Origin of the sequence: Pedobacter mendelii (assembly GCF_014635725.1) — a bacterium.
GTDB classification, from domain to species: domain Bacteria; phylum Bacteroidota; class Bacteroidia; order Sphingobacteriales; family Sphingobacteriaceae; genus Pedobacter; species Pedobacter mendelii.
In genome coordinates, this window is record NZ_BMDJ01000003.1 from 204635 (window position 1) to 225814 (window position 21180).

Below are 21180 nucleotides of genomic sequence, written 5' to 3' on the forward strand. Positions count from 1 at the left end.
AGGTGAGAATCTTAATACAGAATCAACAACAGAAAAATCCATTTTTACTAAACGGGATGGCAGCGATATCCTTTTGGAGAGTTGACAACTTTCTTTCTAAATCGCTATTAAAGTTATCAACTTTAATTACTAAAAGATATAGCGAACAGCCTGACTGAATTCTCCGATGAAACACTTCAGCACCTTCCCAAATATTTAAAATATATTGCAAGCAAACATTGCTACCTTTGCAGTACAACCATTGAAGAAAATGGTTCCCAATATTATGATTGAAATAGGAAAATATAACGAATTAAGAGTTTTAAGCAAAACTGAGGCAGGTTTAAATTTAACAGATGGCGATAAATTGGTGCTTTTACCATATCAATATGTGCCAAAAGGCTTAGAAATTGGCGAAAATGTTAGCGTTTTTGTTTACATCCAAAAGGACGGCCGCTTAACTGGAACTACCCAAAAAGCTTACGCTGAAGTTGGCGATTTTGCTTTCTTAAAAGTTGCTTCGGATGGCGATGATGGCGTCTTCTTAGATTTAGGCATCGATAAAGATGTTTATGTACCAACAAAAGAGCAAAAAAGACCAATGCAAAAAGGGTATAAATACGTGGTTTATTTGTACTTGGACGAAAATAACGATCGCCTTCTGGCATCATCAAAATTGTATGACTTTGTAGAGGAAGAGAATTTCGATTTTGAAGAGGGCGATGAAGTAAGTTTACTAATTACCGAGGAAACAGATTTAGGCTTCAATGCAATTATAAACAACACTTATATCGGTTTGCTTTACCACAACGAAGTTTTTGATAATATTCAAATTGGCGAACACCGTAAAGGTTGGATTAAAAAAATTCGTGTGGAGGGCAAAATAGATTTGACTTTACAACCAAGTGGTTATGGACACATTTTAGATTCGAAAGAAATGATGTTAGCCGAGTTGAAAAAGAGTGGCGGTGTAATTGAATTGGGCGACAAAAGTTCTCCTGAAGAGATTTACCATCGTTTCCAGATTAGCAAAAGCGCTTTCAAGAAAACCATTGGTTCGCTTTATAAAGAACGTTTAATTATGCTTTCTGATGATTCGATAAGGTTAATTACCGACGAAGACGCGGAGTAAAATGATTAATTTTTTAACCATATAAGAACATTCGAGCTTGGATGTTCTTATATCTCTTATATGGTTAAAACCTTTGGAAAACCGCCTTTTAGAAAATATTGTTTTGTTTTACAAAGAACAATGATTGTGTTTTCTTATAAATCATTAATTCATTTTTAAACCATATAAGAAATATAAGGAATATATAAGCTGGGTGTATAATCTGGTATCATTGATTGAAAATTTGCCCAGAAAAAATCAGTGTAATCTCAAAATCGGTGTAATCATCTTCAAAAAGGTTAATTACCGACGAAGACGCGGAGTAATATGGTTAATGTTTTAACCATATAAGAACATTCTAGCTTGGATGTTCTTATATATCTTATACGGTCAAAACCTTTTGGAAAGCGCCTTTTAGAAAATATTGTTTTGTTTTACAAAGAACAATGATTGTGTTTTCTTATAAATCATTAATTCATTTTTAAACCATATAAGGAATATATAAGCTGGGTGTATAATCTGGTATTATTGATTGAAAATTTGCCCAGAAAAAATCAGTGTAATCTCAAAATCGGTGTAATCATCTTCAAAAAGGTTAATTACCGACGAAGACGCGGAGTAAAATGATTAATTTTTCAACCATATAAGAACATTCGAGCTTTGATGTTCTTATATCTCTTATATGGTTAAAACCTTTGGAAAAGCGCTTTCAAGAATATATTGTTTGAAAGTTAAATTGTACTTCCTAATAAATCAATAGTTCATTTTTAAACTATATAAGACATATAAGGAACATATAAGCTGGATGTATAATCTGGTATTATTGATTAGAAATTTGCCTAGAAAAATCAGTGTAATCTCAAAATCGGTGTAATCATCTTCAAAAAATCGATAAAATCACCTTCTAAAAATAATCCTCTTGTGCGGTCTTGGCAAATAGTTGTGGGGCAAAATTTACCAGATACAACTCTTTCTTAGCTCGTGTTACTGCGGTATACAACCACCTTAAAAAATCCAAATCTATCATCTCTTCCGTTAAATAACCTTGGTCGGCAAAAACCGCATCCCATTGCCCACCTTGAGCTTTATGGCAAGTAACCGCATAAGCGAACTTGATTTGCAAAGCATTGTAAAAAGGATCTTGTTTTATGGCAAGCATTCTTTGCCGCTTATTGGCAATGTGTTCGTAATCTTCATTTAAACCATCAAAAAGCTTTTTATTTTGCTCGTATGGCAAATTTGCCGTTTCCAAATTCAGCGTATCCAACATCACCTTACAACTAATTTGTCCAGCCGCAGGGAAATCAAGAAACTCCAAAGTAGCATCAGCAAAGCGGAAACCATAACGTTCTTCTTCTCCCCTTACCCGAATCACTTTCGCCATATCGCCATTAGCAATAAAGGCCGTTTCCTCATTTTCGGGCAGCCAGAAATAATTATTACGAACCACCATAATCTGGTCGCCACCAGTAAGTTCTTCTTCACGATATAGCAACCTCGCCCTGATTTGTTGGTTGTAAATATTCGCCGATTTATTTGACCGGCAAACCACCAGCGTATTTTCCATACCGAATTTTCGATAAGCATATTCCAAACCCTCAACCAAACGAGCACCCGCCATGTTGTAAATATCTTTATAGTTTTTAGTCAGAAATTTTGGCAATGGTTTTTCCGGGTTTTTAGAAATCTGGTTTCTCAGCATCGTTGCATTAGCCAAAATCCCCGATTTCTTTTCCTGGCGAACAACCTCTTTCAACTCTACAGAAACGATGCTTAAAGCAAATTTATCTTTCAAATACTGTTCATTCAAAGCGGGGCTTTCCAAACTTCCAACTGGAGGTAACTGTGCTGTATCGCCAACAAAAAGCAAGAAACAGTTTTTTGTATTGTACACAAACTCCAGTAAATCTCTCAAAATTGAAGAACCTGTTTCGTTAAATTCATCCGCAATCATCGATGCCTCATCAATAATAAAAAGTGTATTTTCTGATAAGTTTGGTGCCAATTGAAACTGCATTTCTGGCGATGCCGCCGAACGCTTTCTATAAATTCTTTTATGAATGGTTAATGCTTTTCTGTAAGAATACTGGCTCATTACTTTAGCCGCCCGACCAGTTGGCGCCAACAATTCACTCCTCAAATTGAATTGAGCCAACACTTTTACCAAAGCCGCAACCGAAGTGGTTTTACCTGTACCCGCATAACCTTTAAGTACAAAACAACGATATTCATCATCTTCTTGCAAAAACTTCGACATCCGCTCGCAAAAAAGCAATTGCTCTTTAGTTGGCGTATGTCCGTAAGCCTCGGCAATGATTAAACTTTTATCGATGTACATGTATTGTTGAATGTTTTTATTGGTAAATTGTTTTGAACAGCGTTTGCTTTAACGTTTTGGAAAACAATTGTGGCACTAATCGGTTGCAGCAGTCCGTCTTTCCGCTATATCTTTTTTGTGAATGGTTGTGCTATTTCAATAGAGATATTGCAAAAAAGGATGCCGCTGCAATACGGTTTAAATAGCAAAGATAGAGGCTTTTTTTAAAGTTGGTTGCTGCAAGATGTATAAAGTTATTTATTTATTAGGATATTCTATTGTAGATAAATTTCCAACCATTAAAACTACGAGAATAATAAAAACCTCCCCCTGCCCCCTCCAAAAGGGGATAGCATGATGGAAATCAATACATTCTAGAAAAACTAGATTTATCATCTAGCCTTTCCACCTAACTAAGCCTTACCACATCATCTCCGTTCTACTTTAATCCGGCCTAACAAATTTTTCGGGATAGCTTATCCAAGCCAAACCACTAACTTTAATAGAAAAGTTTTCAGCCGGTGTTTTTTGTTTCTTTTGACATCAAAAAGAAAAAAGCCCGTCCGTCCAGGACAAATAATAAATATAAAACATTACCAAAAAATAATAAAAATTAATCAAGCAATTTTAATTTTTATTAACATCAAAAAGACAAAAGCCCTTTCGGCCAGGACAAAATATAATATCAAATAAGCCTATTACAACAACAACGTCTCAATCCTATGCGCCATCACCATATTCTGCTGCTTACTCCAACTAAAAATCGTAAAATGCCCGTCTTGAGAGGCAACTAAACCGATGGCTTGCGGCTGGTCGTTTACAAACTGAGCAACAGAAAAATGCCTTGTTCCACCCAACTGACCAGGATATAAAATTTTATCTTCTCCGCCAACAATTGGCTCAGAAAAAGCAATTTGCTCTACTGTAGGCTTCCCTTTAGCACGACCGATTTTAGTGCCAAAAGCAATCAAATCGAATTCTTCATTAATAATTGTTGCGCCATCTACAGCTGTTAAACCTGCCAAATGTTCAACCTCGCGACGTAAAGCGCCTTGAGAGAAAATCTCACTTTGATTACCACTCTGTTTCGCCAGATTCGACAATCCGCAAAAAGGTGGTTCTACTAAGTATTGTATCGGATGGATAATGGATTCCTCCCATTTTGTATCACCTTTCGGAATGATAAGCAAAGCTCCGCCCCGCCCATGGCTACGCATGGAAACAGAAAATTGAATTAAAATATTAATCGGATCGTTCCAGCTTGCCAGCACCGTTAAATCAAGTAAAGCTTTCAAAATCGGCGGACAATCGCGATCCGTACATGATGTATCATCTACAATTCTAATCTGCTCACCCTTTAAAACTGCCACATTTGTAAATTTTCCAATGCCATAAATCCTGCGGTGTTTAATTACAATTAAGCCAGGTTCCGAAACATCTACTACAAAACAAAAGTTGGGAATATTTAATGTTGTACCCCAAATGTAAAGTTCGCCATCTTCTTCCCAAACGCCTAGATGAATACCGGAACGCTCAATCCCAGGTGCTATTTTAGTAAGCGTATTGGCATTTAAGGGTAAAGGTTTTGCAAATTTTAATGGTTTTGAAGTTTGCGAAGGCGGTAAAAAAGCAATAGAAATTCGTGGAGAATGCCCCTCTTCTTTTCTTAAACTGCTCCAAAAAGCTACATCAATTAAAGCCTCAATAATTTTCTTATCAGGCTGAGTTGCCAAATCTTCCTCTCCTTGCGCCACTGCATTCTCATGCAGTTTTATAAAATGTTGCTCAATTTTAACAGCAACCGTGTTCGCTGCTTTATAAGTAGGCTTGTAACTCATGTTTCGAATTTAAGCCGAATATTTTGAATTTTGAACAAGTGAAAGGTTTGATTTTGGTCAAAAGATTTAGTTTGATTTAATCGCAAAAAATGCAGAGAAATTTTAACCACCAAGGCGCAAAGAACACAAAGTTATTTGCAGCAACAAAATTTATACGCCCAACTTTGTGTCCTTTGCGAAAAAACTTTGCACCCTTTGCGGTTAATCCTTAAAAAACTCTATTTTTGTTTCAATGAGTAAAAACAGCCTTTTATTAGTCGACCCGAATTTTAAAGCTGATGCATCTGCAAACTGCCATTTATTGTTAAAAATAACGAATGATAGTTTTTCTTATGCCGTGGTTGATAAAGATTCGGAGCAGGTTAATGTGATTTTTGATAAGCAAGGCTGTGAAAATGTTGAGCAAGATTTGAAATATGCTTTTGAAACCGACAGTTACTTATCTAAAAAATATGGCGCTATAAAAGCTGCTTTACATACCTCAAATTTTATCTTCATCCCTGATGAATGGTTCGATGCCGATAACCTTGCTGTTTACTCAAAATTCTTAGGTTCAGATGGCAAGATTTACACCAAACATCACGATGAATTGGGGTTTAAAACGCTTTTTTCATTAGATGAAAATGTTGAGGAAAAACTTCCGGAAAACACGATTGTTTATCCTCAATCTTCTCCGCTTTTGGCTTTGTTCAGTCATTTATCTGGAGATGCTTTGCTGATTGATTTCACTGCATCATCATTTAATATACTGTTTGTAAAGGATAAGAAAATTAATTTCCAAAACCACTTTGCAGCAGAAAATGCAGAAGAGTTCAACTACTTTTTATTGTTGATTATTGAGCAGTTAAGACTTACAGAATCTATCCCGATTTATTTAGAAGGCATAATTAATGAGGATGATGATTATTACAATACGCTATTAAAATACTTCAATAACCTTTATTTCTTTCTTCCCGCCGGAAAACAAAATAGTGAATTGTTGGCCGATATGCCAAAACACTATTTCAGCGGATTGCTTGCTTTAGATTTATGCGAATAATAGGAGGAAGATTAAAAGGCATTCATTTGCAACCGCCTGCAAATTTGCCTGTTCGCCCTACAACGGATATGGCTAAAGAGGCTCTTTTCAATATTTTAAATAATAAATTTGATTTTGAAAGCTGCTCCGTTTTAGATTTATTTTGTGGCACGGGTAACATAACTTTTGAATTCGCCTCTCGCAATGCTAAAAATATTTTAGCTGTGGATATGGATTACGGTTGTGTAAACTGGGTTAAAACAACAGTTAAAAACTATGAATTTAATCAGGTAGAAGTGCGAAAAGGCGATGTTTTTAAATTACTGAAACAGATGTCTGCTTCGTATGATTTAATCTTTGCCGACCCGCCATATAACATGCCAAACATCCCACAAATTCCAGTAATGGTAAAAGAGCAGCAATTGCTTAAACCAGATGGATTGTTGGTTGTAGAGCACCAAAGTAATATGAAATTGAATAGCCAACCTGGCTACACCGAAACTCGTAAATACGGTAATTCTTCTTTTAGTTTTTTTGAGTACGTGGCGGCTACTTAACCGCAAAGAACGCTAAGTTTTTCGCAAAGAGCACAAAGGTTTAGGTTATTAGTTGAACGGGGGGTCGTCAGCTAGGCACGAATGCCAAGCTTTAGTCTTTAATCTTTTTGCTTTAAGCTTTCCACATAAAAAATCTATATTTGATTATGAAGATAGCGCTATTTCCAGGTTCATTTGACCCGATAACAATTGCACATGTAAATATTCTGCAACGTGCTACTCCCCTCTTCGATAAAATTGTTATTGGTATTGGATTAAATAGCTCTAAACAAAATTTTCTTACCGCCGAGCAACGTTTACAAATTTTGGAAACTGTTTTCACAGGTTATAAAAATATCGAAATTAAAACTTACGAGGGCTTAACCGTTGATTTCTGTCGCAAAATAAATGCAACATATATGGTTCGTGGCATTCGTTCCGCATCAGATTTTGAGTACGAAAGAGCTATTGCCCAAATCAACCAAACCATGATGCCCGAAGTAGAAACCATTCTCCTTTTAAGCAAACCCGAATATTCTGCCATTAGCTCTACAATTGTTCGCGATATTTTAAGAAACCATGGCGATGTGAGTCCGTTTGTACCTAAAGAGGCTTTAGAGTTTTTATACAAACCTTAAAAATCGACCGCAAAGAAATAATTTTTCTTTTTGCGAAGTGTGTAACGTTTTAAAAAATCGATTACTAATTGAGTAAATAATAAAATTATGGAAACTCAAGCGGTTAAAATTTTACAGGTATCTCATTACATTTTCTTCCACAACTAATTTCTATTCATTAAGCCTTACAAAACGTCTTAAATGAAAGAAACCGAAACCATATTTCTCTCCCTAATTAATCAGCATAAAGCTATTATACATAAAGTTTCGAAAATGTATATGAACGATGTTGAGCAACAGCGAGATTTGTTTCAGGAAATAGTCATGCAGCTTTGGAAAGCTTACCCGACTTTTAAAGGCAAAAGTAAATTTTCCACATGGATGTATCGTGTGGCTTTAAACACCGCTTTGGTTTACTTTAAAAAGGATAATCGTAAAGTAGATAAAATACCACTTGATGAAAACATCGACTTGATTGATGTTATTGAAAACGAATTAAAAGAAGAAAAACTTGCTTATCTCTACAAAGCCGTACAAGAATTAAATTCGGTAGAAAAGGCATTAATATTTCTCTTCTTAGAAAATCAATCGCACCGAGAAATTGCCGAAAATTTGGGTATTAGTGAGATAAATGCCCGAGTAAAACTCAACAGAACTAAAGAAAAACTACAATTCATCATAAAGAAAAATGGTTATGAATTTTGACGATTTAAAAAACGAATGGAATGCAGATGGTGCTGAAGAAACCAACATTTCAGAAGATATGCTTAAAATTAAACAAGCCCATACGCCTATTGATATCATCAGAAGAAAGATGAAACACGAATTTAATTACCAGATTGTGGCATTGGTTTTAATGGCTGGCATTCCGTATTTCTTTAATTTCAGTACTAATATGAAAATGGTTTACATGGTTTTCTACGCCGTAACCTGTGGATTCACAGCTTATTACTTCTTCAAATTTTACAGATTTTACAAAAATTCATGCGATATGAGTAGGGATAGTCGCAAAAGTATTCTCTGGTTTTTCTATGAAATGAAACTGAACATCGAACTTTATAAATCGCTTACTTACATCATTGCTTTTATCGGACTGGCTTTTTTTGCTGTTTATCTGTTTGTAGAAAAAGCCTCCATATTTACCAAAATCATGGCTAAGCTTTCTACAACTTATTTAATTTTGAACTGTTTTATCTCCATTTTAATTATTGGTGCAATTACCGAATTATGGGCTTGGTACTATTATGGAAAACACTTAAAACGAGTAAAAAAAGTGGTTGATGAGTTGGATTTTGAAAATTAATTTTTGTTTTAATCACTGATGAAAATGATTAATCCAGATAATGAATTGAGATACACGCATTGGTGAATTGATGAAAAACGAAGCATTTAAAATTTAAGTATAATCGCCAATTTTTTTACGCCTTTGGGTTTTGCATGAGGGATAATAGTGAAAATCCTTTTTTGATTTTTCTTCAAAAAAGATTGTAACGAATAGCCCGACCCTTGCACAGCTTGGGGCATGCCCAAAAAATTTAAATAGAATTTGAAATTAAAATCGCCGCAAACATAAGAATACGAAAAACCAAATTTACTACAAAATCCCTCCAGCCCTCAATACATCCATAATTGATGGAAAAGTGTTTTTTATAACCGGACTAATATGATTTTTATCTAACCAAATGGCTTCATCAATTCCCTCCTCTTTTTGAGGAATTAATTTAGGCTCCCCCTTTACTTTCATTTTGTACCAATTGGTTTTCTTAATCACCATTTTGGAGCCTATCGGGTAAACGTGATACGTTTTACAAAGCTTTTCTTCGCGTTTAGCTACCTTAATTCCACACTCTTCTTCCACTTCGCGAACGGCGGTTTCTTTCATATTTTCACCTTCTTCAAGCTTACCTTTAGGTAAATCCCACTTTTTATTTCTAAAAATAAACAGATAATTACCTTTTGCGCTTTCTACCAAACCACCAGCGGCTTTTATGATGGTACAATCCTTTTTTAACTTCTTAAAGGTTTCCTTTGGGTTTTTAGTTAGAAAAATGTAGCTTTTTTTAGACCCATTTTTTAATTTTTTGTAAAAAATTTGTAAATCAAAATCCTGTAATTCAAGTTGTTGAATTTTTTCTTTTTGCTCAGGTAAAACATCTGAGATAAACAAGGTGTTATCGTTAATATAAATTCTGTAATTTTGGGCCATGTATAATAAAAGTGATATTGAATTAAAGGTAGCGGAATTTTTATTACAAATAAAGGCAATTAAATTACAACCTAATAATCCTTTTACATGGGCATCTGGTTGGAAGTCGCCAATTTACTGCGATAATAGAATTACCCTCTCCCATCCACAGGTTAGAACTTACATCCGTCAAAAACTTGCACAAGCAATTCAAGAAGAATTTGGTTCTGTTGATGTTATTGCAGGGGTTGCTACTGCAGGCATTCCACAAGGTGTTTTAGTTGCACAAGAATTGGGTTTACCTTTTATCTATGTTAGAGCAAAAGCTAAAGAACATGGAACTGGAAGTTTAATTGAAGGTGAAGTTGTGGAAGGTCAGCGTGTAGTTGTTATCGAAGATTTAATTTCTACAGGCAAAAGCAGTTTACAAGCTGTTGAGGCATTAAGAGCCGCTGGTTTATCTGTTGCTGGCTTAGCAGCAATATTTACATATAGCTTTGCACAGGCCGATGAAAACTTTGCAGCAGCTAAATGTCGTTACTTTACATTATCCAATTATGCAGCATTAATTGATTATGCCGCCGAACATAGCATTATTGCAAAAAGCGACATGGAATTACTAGGAAAATGGCGTTTAAATCCTTCAGAATGGGGACAAGATTAAGCATTAAATTCTGAATATTGAATTGAAAAAAACTAACGTATAAAGACATATAATGACAATTATTGAAAGCGCTGTACAAGTTAATAAACCTGTAAATGTGGTTTATGCTTTTCTCTCAAACATGAACAATCATCAGCAACTGATGCCTGAAAACATTTATAACTGGGAATCTACAGAAGATGATGCTCGTTTCACCATCCAAAATATGGCTAAATTGGCGATTAAGATCTCTAATCGTGTTGAAAACCAAGAATTAACGGCAATTCCATCTGAAAAAGCACCTTTCGATGTAGAATTGAAATGGACTGTTGAGGATAATGGAAATGGAACCACAACCGCAAAACATATCATCTCGGCAGATCTAAATATGATGATGAAAATGTTGGCTTCGGGTCCACTTCAAAAATTGGCCGACCACCAAACTGAAAAGTTGAAAGAGATTTTAGGATAATTAGTTTTTTAGTTGGTTGGTTTTTTTTGTATTTAGTTACCAATTCGCCATCAAAATTTACTTAGATACATATACAAGCATTTGCATTTAAATCGGCAGATGCTTTTTTTATGCGCCATGAATTCCCATTAATAGTTCTACTAACCTATCCACCTAAACCTGATTGAATGAATGCCCTTTTCGGGCAGAAAGGAAAGCAGGCCTACCGATAGCATAAACATGAGGCGTTAGATTAATTTCATAACTAATTGATTAAGAGCATTTTTTATTTGTCTAAAAATAATGATAAATAGAAATATAATTATGACCAAATTAAAATAATGAATTATTTCTGAATGCTCAATATTTCAATCAAACTACTTATCATTGATATTGAAAGCATTAATTTGATAAGGGAAAGTGAAAAGTTGCTATTCCTTTTTCTTTTCATCGCAATTTCTAAAAGCCTTTTGAATCTAAAGCCTGTATAGTTCTTATTATCATATATTGGCTACTTTAAAAGTCAACATAAATTACCTACTTATATCTTTTATATGTCAATAATTTTAACCATAAATAAGTCTATTCTGTAAATTAAATTTTACTTTTTCGATTTATAAAATTACATTTAGAAAAAAATAAAAAAATTGCAATAATAAATTGATGATGAAAAAGTTAAACTCTCGCTTAACGCCTGTAAAGGTATTTGTGTTCTGTTGCCTTTTACTGGCACTTGCCATTGCAGCATGTAAAAAAAATGACACAGAACAACTGGCAGAACAAAACGAATTGGCAAAGTGGTACATTCAAAACAAACCTACAACACATGTTTCTTACTTCGATGATTTGAAACCACAATGGGAATCAATATATATCAGCGAACCCTCAAGTGAGTTACTGGTATATGAAGTAAAACTATCAAACCCCAAAAAAGTTTATCAAAAGCTTAGCGATGAATCTCAAAAAGATAGGAGTCAATTAAGAAATAACATCCGACTTCTTATTTTTAAAGACAAAGTCACGAAGCAAATTATCTCAAGCTGTTATATGTCTATATTAAATGAAGGTGAATTATCTAAAAGCTTAGATGAAATTCATTACAAGCGAGTTAATGACTTAAGCGGCAAAATCATGTTTTTTAACATGCTTGGTAAATTGGAAAATGGCTGGGGATATCTTGATGGACAAATAACTATGAGATTTAACGGTAGTCTTGAAGGGTATTATTTCGGCTTAAAAAAGCCTGTGCTTGGGGATTTAAAAAACCCAGCAATTACTGAAACTGGATCTAGGTTTGATAAGTTAATGACCTATACTCCGGAACCTTGTGCATTTCCACAGCCTGATTGGAGAACTTCCTGTGTTGGGGTTGATGGGTACATGACATGCACGATGTATTTAGCTGGATATTTTTGTGTAGATCAGACACCTAATGGAGGTGGCGAAGGTGGCTATAATCCATACGGAGGAAATCCTGGACACGGTGGTGGCGGTAGTGGTTCAACAGGAGACAATAGCACACCAAGCATTGAGATAAAAAAAGATAGTATAGCAGCTAAATTTCCATGTGTTAAAGTAATGGTATTAGATTCCTTGGAAACAATACCTGCCTATAATAAAATGGTTCAACCATTTATCAAAAATGGACAAAAACCTTCTTTGACTTGGAACGCAACTACTCAACCCTGGTCTGATGGTAATTTTAGTGCAGGACAAACCAAAGTTTCCAGCGATTCATTTACTGGTATGAGTTCCGATATTAATATAAATACAGCAATGCTACAACAGGGGTCAAGATTATTGATTGCTGCAACAATTATACATGAAACTTACCATGCATACATCAACTATCTCTTTGCCTCAAGTGGCAATGTTTCTCTTGTTAACTCAAGTAAACCTAATTATATGGCAGGACTTTATCAGTATATAATTTACGAGAAAACGGGAAATAGCAATAATTATACTGATCATTATAATATGCTTACAAGCCAGTTTGATAACTTTACAGATATTCTTTATTCTTATGGGAAAGGAAATTTTACAATAGATGATTGTCGAAAAACATTATTATTCGGAATGAACAATCCGGGTCCAAATCCAGAAGCAGGGCAACAAGAATTTATTAATCAGGCGTACAATGATTTACTTAAAAAGTATGGTTATACTGCCGATAATATTAATATGTTTACATTAGAACAAACAAACGCCATTGCTTCCAAAAGAATTCCAAATTCTGGCTGCCAATAATTATAATAATCTATTAGGATGAAAAATATTTTGAAAATCATTAGTCTCTTACTAATTCTTTTTAGTTCGAAATTAGTTTCGGCTCAAGAAATCACAAAGTCGATATATTTTCTTGCAGATACTATGAACATTCAAAAAGATAATAGAATTTTTGAAATGGGAGAAGAGGGCGTATGGACTTACTTTAATTTCTACTGCAGATGTATTTCTAATTACGATAGAGATATCACTTTTATATATTTTACCGATACTGCAGCAAAAAATGCATATATCGATAAACCACCTTTTGTTTATATAAGTTGGAAAGAGTTATCAAAATTAATTTGGGAGGAGGGGAAAGGCTTTGATAAAAAGTACAAACTCAATATGGTTGAGGTTCTTCCAAATAAGAGATTTAGGGTCAACCCAGTCATGTTGTTTCTTGCTGAAATCAAATATTAATATCAGTAATATTCTCTACATCAATTAAGAGCGTAAAGTTTGCTCAGGTTATAATATCTAAATTTTGAACTCCAAGCGAATATTTAAAAATAATAAAAATATGATCTATAAAAAGATTGTAATCACTTCACTTTTTTTGTTCTTTCTAATGATAGCAACTAAAAGTGAAGCCCAAGTTAGAGATACATTTTTACGGGAGAAGTTTGAGAAAATCCTTAAAATGCGACCAGAACAATTTTCTATTTTAGAAAAAACTGAAAATAGAGGAAAAGCATTTATATTTTCTTTTGTAATATCTGTAAATGCATCTGGAAAAGCTGATTATATAAAATATAATAGTACACCTGAGATGAGCAATTTATTTGAGGGGTCTAAATTTGAAGAAAAAATAAAGGAAATTGATTTCATAAAGTATAAAAATAAAAAACTGTGGCTTCCATTCCTGTTAAAAAACATGAACGATAATACTATAAAAAATGGATTAAATAAGGAATTTGAACTGCAATGGCAAAATTTAATCCCGCCAGAATTAGTTAATTTTGCTCCAAATAGAGCAATAGTTTTATTTAGCCCAGAAATTTATTCATATAAAACATTGCCCTCGAAAATCATTAATTAAATAATACGATTATTTTCTATTTCTTAACCAAAAATTTTATAAAACATAAGGGGGCTTCCGCCCCTTTATGTTTTATAAAAACTACTCTACAGAAAGAGTTTTTTTATTTCAATTTATAGAGCTGCTTAATAATATTGCTTTTTCTCTTCATAATCATTTTTAAAAAGGGGTTTTGCACTCAAAAGCCACCTATACTTTTTGTATTGGCATTAAGAGATAGGTCATCCATAAATGAATAATAGCTCTAATATGAAACAATTAAATTGTAATTTTCTGCGTGAGGCTTGTTGTTTTACAAACACGTCAAAATTTCAGGCTAAATAACTAAAAATCAGAAAATTAGTCACAATAATCTTAACCTTACCGACAAAATTTCCGATTATAAAATTAAACTTGCCATGGCATTTGTTTTGAACGTAAAGGAATATGAACCTCAACAATTTTACAATAAAAGCCCAGGAAGCAATTCAACAGGCTTCTGAAATAGCTCAGGGCAATCAGCAACAAGCTATTGAAACAGCGCACCTACTTAAAGGTTTGCTTACTGTTGATGAAAACGTGGTTTCGTATGTATTAAAAAAACTGAATGTTAACCTTAACTCATTAAACCAAAATTTAGATTTAGAAATTGCCAAATTCCCGAAAGTGAGTGGAAGCAATGTCTATTTGTCATCAAATACCAATAGCGTTTTGCAAAAAGCACAAACATTTTTAAAAGAATTTAAAGATGAGTTTGTTTCTGTAGAGCATTTATTATTGGGCATTTTAGCCGTTAATGATAGCACTTCGAAATTATTAAAAGAGCAAGGCGTAAATGAAAAGGACCTTAAAAAGGCCATAACAGAATTGCGTGGAGATAACCGCGTAACCGACCAGAATGCTGAAGCAACTTATCAGGCTTTAAATAAATATGCCCGAAATTTAAATGAATATGCAGAAAGCGGAAAGCTAGACCCTGTTATTGGTCGCGATGAAGAAATTAGACGTGTAATACAGATTTTATCTCGTAGAACAAAAAACAACCCGATTTTAATTGGTGAACCAGGTGTGGGTAAAACCGCAATTGCAGAAGGTATTGCTTTCAGAATTATTAAAGGAGATGTACCCGAAAACTTAAAAAGTAAAACGGTTTATTCTTTAGATATGGGTTCACTTATCGCCGGTGCAAAGTACAAAGGCGAGTTTGAAGAGCGTTTAAAAGCTGTGGTTAAAGAAGTTACGCAAAGCGATGGCGATATCATTTTATTTATCGATGAGATACACACTTTAGTGGGTGCCGGTGGTGGCGAAGGCGCAATGGATGCCGCCAATATTTTAAAGCCAGCATTGGCTCGTGGCGAATTACGTGCAATTGGTGCAACAACTTTGGATGAATATCAGAAATATTTAGAAAAAGACAAAGCTTTGGAACGCCGTTTCCAAAAAGTTATGGTTAATGAGCCTGATACACAAGATGCGATTTCTATTCTACGAGGACTGAAAGAACGTTATGAAACCCACCATAAAGTGAGGATTAAGGATGAGGCGATTATTGCGGCTGTAGAAATGAGCCAGCGTTATATTGCCGACCGTTTTTTACCTGACAAAGCGATTGATTTAATGGATGAAGCCGCATCGAAATTGCGTATGGAAATGGATTCTGTACCAGAAAATGTAGATGCGTTAGACCGTGAAATTATGCGTTTAGAAATAGAACGTGAAGCAATTAAAAGAGAAAAAGACGATAAAAAAGTTAAAGATTTATCGGAAGAAATAGCAAACTTATCGGCTGAACGTGATGAATTAAAAGCCAAATGGCAAGGCGAAAAAGATTTGGTTGATAACATTAACAATCAATTAGAACAAATAGAGCATTATAAATTAGAAGCTGAACAAGCCGAACGTGCAGGTGATTATGGTAAAGTTGCTGAAATTCGTTATGGCAAAATTAAAGAGGCTCAGGACACTTTCGATAAACTGAAAGCCACTTTAGAAAGTCAACAGAGCGATAGCAGAATGCTTAAAGAAGAAGTTACTGCTGATGATATAGCTGGCGTGGTTGGGCGTTGGACAGGCATTCCGGTTACAAAACTGATTGCAAGTGAACGTGAAAAATTACTAAATCTTGAAGCTGAACTACACCAACGTGTTGCCGGACAAGATGAAGCAATTGAAGCCATTTCTGATGCCATTCGTCGCTCTCGTGCTGGTTTACAAGATAAACGCAAACCGATTGGTTCATTTATATTCTTAGGTACTACAGGTGTAGGTAAAACAGAATTGGCAAAAGCTTTGGCCGAATTTTTATTCAACGATGAAAATGCTTTAACACGTATAGACATGAGTGAATACCAGGAGCGCCATGCAGTTTCACGCTTAATCGGTGCGCCTCCGGGCTATGTTGGTTACGATGAAGGTGGACAATTAACAGAAGCAGTTAGGCGTAAACCTTACTCAGTTGTGTTGCTTGATGAGATTGAAAAAGCGCATCCAGATGTTTTTAATATTTTACTGCAGGTTTTAGACGATGGCCGTTTAACGGATAATAAGGGTAGAACGGTTAATTTTAAAAACACCATCATCATCATGACATCTAATATTGGTGCACATTTAATTCAAGATAATTTTAAAGATTTAAATGATGATAACAGAGATGAAGTAATAGCAAAAACTAAAAATGAGTTGTTCGAAGTATTGAAACAAACTATTCGTCCTGAGTTTTTAAACCGTATTGATGAACTCATAATGTTTACACCATTAAACCGCAACGAAATTAGAGATATTGTGAGTTTACAGTTTAAACAAGTACAGCATACTTTAGCTGAAATGGGTATTGAAATGGAAGCTAGTAATGAAGCGCTCGATTGGTTAGCGCAATTAGGTTACGACCCTCAGTTTGGTGCAAGACCATTGAAAAGAGTTATTCAGAAAAGAATTTTAAATGAACTATCGAAAGAAATCCTATCAGGAAAAGTTGATAAGGATAGCAAGATAAAGCTGGATATGTTTGATAATAACTTCGTGTTTTTAAACCAGAATAAGTAATTCTAATTTTATATTGGTATCCACAGATTGGCAGATTACTATTAATCTGCCAATCTGCGGCTTTGTATTGCTATGCATCACATAGCTTTAAAGTTAATTTTAAACCATAATTGCTATTGGAAGTTTAGCTATTTTATTTATAAGGGTAGCACTTTATAACTTATTTACTTTAACTCCTCCTGAAGTTTAATTTTATAATTCACAGGCATTTTCCATGAGTAGGTTGAGAGTATTGTTCGATAAGTAGTAATCCAATAAGTCGAGTTTTTATCTAATAATTTATCTCTGTTTTTCGTTAAATATCCAACAATACCAAAAAGATCATGATATCCATGCCATGCCTCTTCTCCTTGATTAAATGCAGTAATTGAAGTATTTATATCTCTTTCTAAAAGTGCTTTAAAACCTATTTCTTCAAACTTCTTTGCCTCTTCTACTCCTTTTGAAATGCTTGAAAGAGGAGTTTCAAAAAGCTTAACCTTTTCCTTATTTTCATCAATTTTCTCTAATCGTTCTAAAGAAGGTTTAGAATTTGAATCCTTTATTGTCGTATCTTTTCTAGCCATTAAATATTCCTGATATTCTCTCTTGATTGTATCATAATAATTGGCCCATGATTTTTTCATTTCGCCATTAGGGGCAACAATTGATAAATACTTAGAGAGTTGCAATCTGACCAATGCAGAGTCTTCGTTTATAACATGTTTTACATATTTATCGAAATATTCAAGTTCTTTAATATCTTGTTCCCGTTCTTTAAACAGGTCGCTAATAATTAAAGTAACAGTGCTTATAGCGAGTGTAACAATTACCCATTTAAAATATTCGACAAATTTATTTAGACTATTATCAGCTAAATCGCCTTTCTTAATCAATTTATAAACAATAAAAATCGATAATAAGCCTATGATAATGAAGAATAAATATAGGCAAAACGAAATTATTCCAGTATTTGAGAACATAGTTATGAATTTAGGTATATCTTAAAATCGCGTGGATGTACAAGGATTTATTAAAACTAAGTAATTTATAATCGGTAAAAAATACTTACTAATTGGTATTTTAAAGAGATTTTATCGCTCCTGAAATGATACAGAATATTTCTATTATTTAAGATTACAGAGATTACTTCTCAAATTCAATATAATCTGCGGATACTTTTTTTCATGAGCTTATCTAAGCGGCAGAATCATAAAACTCTAAATAAAGTAACATTCTACTTACAGATGTAAAATTTAGTTTTGATTTACAACAACTTACACATAATTAAACTAAACTAATAGTTCTTTAGTGTTTTTTTTATTTATCATTACATACACATAAAAAACACACAAATGAAAAAACAATTATTAATTACTGCCATGGCAGTATTATGCCTTGGCATGACCGGATTTGCGCAAACCAAAGGAACTAATGCCCTTAGCTTTGGTATTAACGCAACAACCAACAAAAACAGTTATAAAAATCTAAATCAAACCGAACAAATAACTGAGCAAAAAAGCAATTTATTTTCGTTAGGTTATGGCTATTTTATTAAGGATAATAGTAAAATTGGCATCGAGGCAACTTATAGTCAAAATACCATTAATTCTACCGGTGTTACTGAGCAAACCTTTAAAAGTTATGGGGGAAATGTATCTTATCAAAAGTATTTTCCAATAGTAAAAACTTTGTTTGCCTATGCTGGCGGTAAAGCAGGTTACGCCCACGGAACTCAAAATCAGTCGCAACCATTAAATTCAAATAATATATCGCAGGATTATACAAGCAATAGTTACACTTTAGGTGCTTATGGCGGCGTTACCTGGTTTTTAGGAAAAAGATTTGCATTGGAAACGAGCTTATTATCTGCAGATATTGCATATAACTCTACTGAACAAACACAGGGTACAAATTTAACTGCCTATACATCTAAAAATACTTCATTTAACTTTAATAGCCAGGGTTTTATAAATAATTTAGGATTTAAAATTTATATCCTATTTTAATTAAATTGGATGTAAATTAAAATAAGTAATTCTAATTTATTTAGCCGCAAATTTGCAGATTCTTTAATCTGCGAATTTGCGGCTCTCTCTTTTACTGATGTCAGTAAGCTGTCTAATCAATTGTCAGGCCGATCCTGTCAAAGCCATATAAGTACTTCAAAAGCATTTCGACAAGCTCAATGTGACAACATAAATAAACTATTTCTTTTCACGTATCGATTTAAACTCCGAGCCATCTTTCCATTTTGGATAAATAGTTTCATCGCTTAAGCGATAACCCATATCAAATAACATCCGCACATCTTCCACAATGCCAGATAAATCCCAAGTTTTTGAATCAAAATTGTCCTGAGGCGAATGATATCGATTTTTGGTAAAGTTTGCAACTTGTTGTAAGCCCCATTCTCTACCGTTTTTAATATTATCTATGCCAGAACCTGTGAACAAAGACGGAACACCAACTTTAGCGAGATTAAAATGATCGGAACGATAATATAATCCTGAAGAAGGAACGGGATCAGGAACAATTACACGGTTTTGTTTTTTCGCCGATACTGCTGCAAAATCTTCTAATTCTGATTGACCATAACCATACACCACAATATCTTTAGTTTTACCCGCAAGCCCCATCATATCCATGTTAATGTTCGCAACTGTTTTATTCAATGGAAAAGTTGGGTGCTTTGCATAATATTCTGAACCCAGTAAACCTTGCTCCTCCGCAGTGTACGAAATAAATAGAATTGTTCTTTCTGGATTTTTAGGTAATTTTTTAAAAGCTGAAGCGATTTCGAAAAGCGATGCTACACCAGTCGCATTATCAACAGCACCATTGTAAATTGAATCGCCCTGAACTTTTTCGCCAATACCTAAATGGTCCCAATGTGCTGAATAAATAATTGCTTCATTTTTAAGTTTATCACCAGGAATTAAAGCTAAAACATTATAAGTTACCGATTTTTTAATTTTATTTTTAACTGTTAACGATGTAGTTAAATTTAAATCTACTGCTTTAAAGTCCTTCTTGCGAGCAGCTGCAACCAAAGCTTCAAAAGATTGACCGCCTAAAGCAAATAGTTTCTTCGCTATATCCAAGCCAATCCAACCCTCAACAACAGTTCTATTCATACCATTATCTTCAGTTTGTAAAGTTAGTTTAGATTTAGACCAACCGCTACGAACAACTGTCCAGGGATAAGCTGCCGGTGCTGTATCGTGGATGATTAAAATCCCAGCCGCACCTTGTCTTGAAGCTTCTTCAAACTTATAAGTCCAACGACCGTAATACGTCATGTTTTTGCCTTTAAACAAAGTAGAATCTGAGAAACCTGGGTCGTTAATCAGCACAACAACGGTTTTGCCTTTCACATCCAGATTTTTATAATCGTTCCAGCCATACTCAGGTGCAATAATCCCATAGCCAGCAAAAACCAAAGGCGAGTTTTTTATACTAACTTCATTCTGAACACGACGAGAACCTGCCACGAATTCTGTTAAATAATTTAAAGATAAACTAACCGACTTGCCTTTAATGAGCATTTTATCATCAGGAATCGATTTTATTTCTACCATAGGCACTTCCTGAAAATAGCTATCGCCATTGCCAGGTTTCAAACCCAGTTGCTCAAACTCACCTTTCAGGTAATTAATGGTTTTTGTTTCTCCACTGGTAAAGGGTTTTCGTCCTTCTAAACTATCGGCTGCAATCACAGATAAGTATTTGCTTAGGCTTGAATCGTTAATGGCTTTTATCGCTGAAGAATCCGGCGATCCATAAGAATCATCATTTTTGCCTTCTTGCTTACATGCAGCCAAAAATATTAATGCGCAAGCTGCAAGCGCTATATGGTTTTTCATAACATCTATTTTTATAAACTGTTTAAATTTCAATAGGAACTTTTACTTGTTTGAGGGGTTAATTTATTTCATAAAAATCAATATAAATGACTTTAATTAAAAGTTCGTCATTTCGACTGCAACGTAGCATAATGATAAAATCTTTGAACCAGAGAATACAATCCAAAGATTTCTCCACTGCGATCAAAATTACGGTTTGACCAAAATAATGTCTACCATTCAATGGTAACTTATCGGGAACTTTTGCCATACAGCGTTTCGACAGGCTCAAAGAGATAAGTCGTATAAATTACAAAGAATTATCATTAA

The 21180-nt window shown here is 34.2% G+C and carries 18 protein-coding genes; 13 read left to right on the plus strand and 5 right to left on the minus strand.

The features are described 5' to 3' along the window. Positions 1-205: 205 nt before the first annotated feature. Positions 206-1111 carry a CvfB family protein gene (locus IEV50_RS06950; RefSeq protein ID WP_229746662.1) on the plus strand — a complete coding sequence of 302 codons (906 nt, stop codon included), beginning with the start codon at positions 206-208 and terminating at the stop codon, positions 1109-1111. A gap of 883 nt (positions 1112-1994) precedes the next feature. Here the strand turns inward: IEV50_RS06950 and IEV50_RS06955 are convergent. Together IEV50_RS06955 and IEV50_RS06960 are read right to left on the minus strand one after the other, a co-directional pair. Continuing rightward, positions 1995-3428: an ATP-dependent DNA helicase gene (locus IEV50_RS06955; RefSeq protein ID WP_188412518.1), complete on the minus strand. Its 1434-nt coding sequence runs from the start codon at positions 3426-3428 to the stop codon at positions 1995-1997. A 677-nt stretch (positions 3429-4105) separates the two neighbouring features. After that, a complete protein-coding gene (locus IEV50_RS06960) occupies positions 4106-5245 on the minus strand; it encodes a putative sensor domain DACNV-containing protein (RefSeq protein ID WP_188412519.1) in 1140 nt (379 codons plus the stop codon). Positions 5246-5477: 232 nt separating this feature from the next. On the opposite strand from IEV50_RS06960, the gene IEV50_RS06965 reads away from it, so the two are divergent. The 5 genes from IEV50_RS06965 to IEV50_RS06985 all read left to right on the plus strand — a co-directional run bounded on the left by IEV50_RS06965 (position 5478) and on the right by IEV50_RS06985 (position 8719). Beyond that, a complete protein-coding gene (locus IEV50_RS06965; RefSeq protein ID WP_188412520.1) occupies positions 5478-6284 on the plus strand; it encodes a DUF3822 family protein in 807 nt (268 codons plus the stop codon). Further along, a complete protein-coding gene (gene rsmD / locus IEV50_RS06970; RefSeq protein ID WP_188412521.1) occupies positions 6275-6820 on the plus strand; it encodes a 16S rRNA (guanine(966)-N(2))-methyltransferase RsmD in 546 nt (181 codons plus the stop codon). Before IEV50_RS06965 ends, rsmD begins: the two co-directional genes overlap by 10 nt. Positions 6821-6966: 146 nt before the next feature. Beyond that, positions 6967-7437: a pantetheine-phosphate adenylyltransferase gene (gene coaD, locus IEV50_RS06975; protein ID WP_188412522.1), complete on the plus strand. Its 471-nt coding sequence runs from the start codon at positions 6967-6969 to the stop codon at positions 7435-7437. A gap of 180 nt (positions 7438-7617) precedes the next feature. Continuing rightward, on the plus strand, positions 7618-8121 hold the full coding sequence (locus IEV50_RS06980; protein ID WP_188412523.1) for an RNA polymerase sigma factor: 504 nt from the start codon (positions 7618-7620) through the stop codon (positions 8119-8121). Then, positions 8111-8719: a hypothetical protein gene (locus IEV50_RS06985; protein WP_188412524.1), complete on the plus strand. Its 609-nt coding sequence runs from the start codon at positions 8111-8113 to the stop codon at positions 8717-8719. Before IEV50_RS06980 ends, IEV50_RS06985 begins: the two co-directional genes overlap by 11 nt. Before the next feature lie 291 nt (positions 8720-9010). Here the strand turns inward: IEV50_RS06985 and IEV50_RS06990 are convergent, their stop codons facing one another. Continuing rightward, positions 9011-9622: an NUDIX hydrolase gene (locus IEV50_RS06990; protein WP_188412525.1), complete on the minus strand. Its 612-nt coding sequence runs from the start codon at positions 9620-9622 to the stop codon at positions 9011-9013. Between IEV50_RS06990 and pyrE the strand changes: the two genes are divergently transcribed. The 6 genes from pyrE (at position 9621) to clpB (ending at position 17026) form a co-directional block, all read left to right on the plus strand. Further along, positions 9621-10265 carry an orotate phosphoribosyltransferase gene (pyrE, locus tag IEV50_RS06995; RefSeq protein WP_188412526.1) on the plus strand — a complete coding sequence of 215 codons (645 nt, stop codon included), beginning with the start codon at positions 9621-9623 and terminating at the stop codon, positions 10263-10265. The genes IEV50_RS06990 and pyrE overlap by 2 nt on opposite strands. A 52-nt stretch (positions 10266-10317) precedes the next feature. Then, complete coding sequence (locus tag IEV50_RS07000; RefSeq protein WP_188412527.1) at positions 10318-10716, plus strand: SRPBCC family protein; 399 nt, start codon at positions 10318-10320, stop codon at positions 10714-10716. Positions 10717-11358: 642 nt separating this feature from the next. Next, on the plus strand, positions 11359-12942 hold the full coding sequence (locus IEV50_RS07005) for a hypothetical protein (RefSeq protein WP_188412528.1): 1584 nt from the start codon (positions 11359-11361) through the stop codon (positions 12940-12942). Positions 12943-12960: 18 nt separating this feature from the next. After that, a complete protein-coding gene (locus IEV50_RS07010) occupies positions 12961-13383 on the plus strand; it encodes a hypothetical protein (protein ID WP_188412529.1) in 423 nt (140 codons plus the stop codon). A 148-nt stretch (positions 13384-13531) separates the two neighbouring features. Then, the gene (locus IEV50_RS07015; protein ID WP_188412530.1) at positions 13532-14002 is read left to right on the plus strand and encodes a hypothetical protein; all 471 of its coding nucleotides are present in this window, start codon (positions 13532-13534) and stop codon (positions 14000-14002) included. 426 nt (positions 14003-14428) lie between these two features. Next, positions 14429-17026, plus strand: coding sequence for an ATP-dependent chaperone ClpB (clpB, locus tag IEV50_RS07020; protein WP_188412531.1), 2598 nt, complete (start codon positions 14429-14431; stop codon positions 17024-17026). Positions 17027-17190: 164 nt separating this feature from the next. On the opposite strand, the gene IEV50_RS07025 is transcribed toward clpB, so the two are convergent. Then, a complete protein-coding gene (locus IEV50_RS07025) occupies positions 17191-17988 on the minus strand; it encodes a hypothetical protein (protein WP_188412532.1) in 798 nt (265 codons plus the stop codon). Positions 17989-18360: 372 nt separating this feature from the next. Between IEV50_RS07025 and IEV50_RS07030 the strand changes: the two genes are divergently transcribed. Then, positions 18361-19014: a putative outer membrane beta-barrel protein gene (locus tag IEV50_RS07030; RefSeq protein WP_188412533.1), complete on the plus strand. Its 654-nt coding sequence runs from the start codon at positions 18361-18363 to the stop codon at positions 19012-19014. Between the two features lie 198 nt (positions 19015-19212). Here the strand turns inward: IEV50_RS07030 and IEV50_RS07035 are convergent, their stop codons facing one another. Then, entirely contained in the window at positions 19213-20871 is a 1659-nt protein-coding gene (locus IEV50_RS07035) for a M28 family metallopeptidase (RefSeq protein ID WP_188412534.1), read from the minus strand. Positions 20872-21180 lie beyond the last annotated feature (309 nt).

Bases quoted from the DNA above. Each gene is read 5' to 3' on its own strand.
- IEV50_RS06955 (WP_188412518.1), bottom strand. From the start codon at position 3,428: ATGTACATCGATAAAAGTTTAATCATTGCCGAGGCTTACGGACATACG.
- IEV50_RS06960 (WP_188412519.1), bottom strand. From the start codon at position 5,245: ATGAGTTACAAGCCTACTTATAAAGCAGCGAACACGGTTGCTGTTAAA.
- IEV50_RS06965 (WP_188412520.1), top strand. From the start codon at position 5,478: ATGAGTAAAAACAGCCTTTTATTAGTCGACCCGAATTTTAAAGCTGAT.
- rsmD (WP_188412521.1), top strand. From the start codon at position 6,275: ATGCGAATAATAGGAGGAAGATTAAAAGGCATTCATTTGCAACCGCCT.
- coaD (WP_188412522.1), top strand. From the start codon at position 6,967: ATGAAGATAGCGCTATTTCCAGGTTCATTTGACCCGATAACAATTGCA.
- IEV50_RS06980 (WP_188412523.1), top strand. From the start codon at position 7,618: ATGAAAGAAACCGAAACCATATTTCTCTCCCTAATTAATCAGCATAAA.
- IEV50_RS06985 (WP_188412524.1), top strand. From the start codon at position 8,111: ATGAATTTTGACGATTTAAAAAACGAATGGAATGCAGATGGTGCTGAA.
- pyrE (WP_188412526.1), top strand. From the start codon at position 9,621: ATGTATAATAAAAGTGATATTGAATTAAAGGTAGCGGAATTTTTATTA.
- IEV50_RS06990 (WP_188412525.1), bottom strand. From the start codon at position 9,622: ATGGCCCAAAATTACAGAATTTATATTAACGATAACACCTTGTTTATC.
- IEV50_RS07000 (WP_188412527.1), top strand. From the start codon at position 10,318: ATGACAATTATTGAAAGCGCTGTACAAGTTAATAAACCTGTAAATGTG.
- IEV50_RS07005 (WP_188412528.1), top strand. From the start codon at position 11,359: ATGATGAAAAAGTTAAACTCTCGCTTAACGCCTGTAAAGGTATTTGTG.
- IEV50_RS07010 (WP_188412529.1), top strand. From the start codon at position 12,961: ATGAAAAATATTTTGAAAATCATTAGTCTCTTACTAATTCTTTTTAGT.
- IEV50_RS07015 (WP_188412530.1), top strand. From the start codon at position 13,532: ATGATAGCAACTAAAAGTGAAGCCCAAGTTAGAGATACATTTTTACGG.
- clpB (WP_188412531.1), top strand. From the start codon at position 14,429: ATGAACCTCAACAATTTTACAATAAAAGCCCAGGAAGCAATTCAACAG.
- IEV50_RS07025 (WP_188412532.1), bottom strand. From the start codon at position 17,988: ATGTTCTCAAATACTGGAATAATTTCGTTTTGCCTATATTTATTCTTC.
- IEV50_RS07030 (WP_188412533.1), top strand. From the start codon at position 18,361: ATGAAAAAACAATTATTAATTACTGCCATGGCAGTATTATGCCTTGGC.
- IEV50_RS07035 (WP_188412534.1), bottom strand. From the start codon at position 20,871: ATGAAAAACCATATAGCGCTTGCAGCTTGCGCATTAATATTTTTGGCT.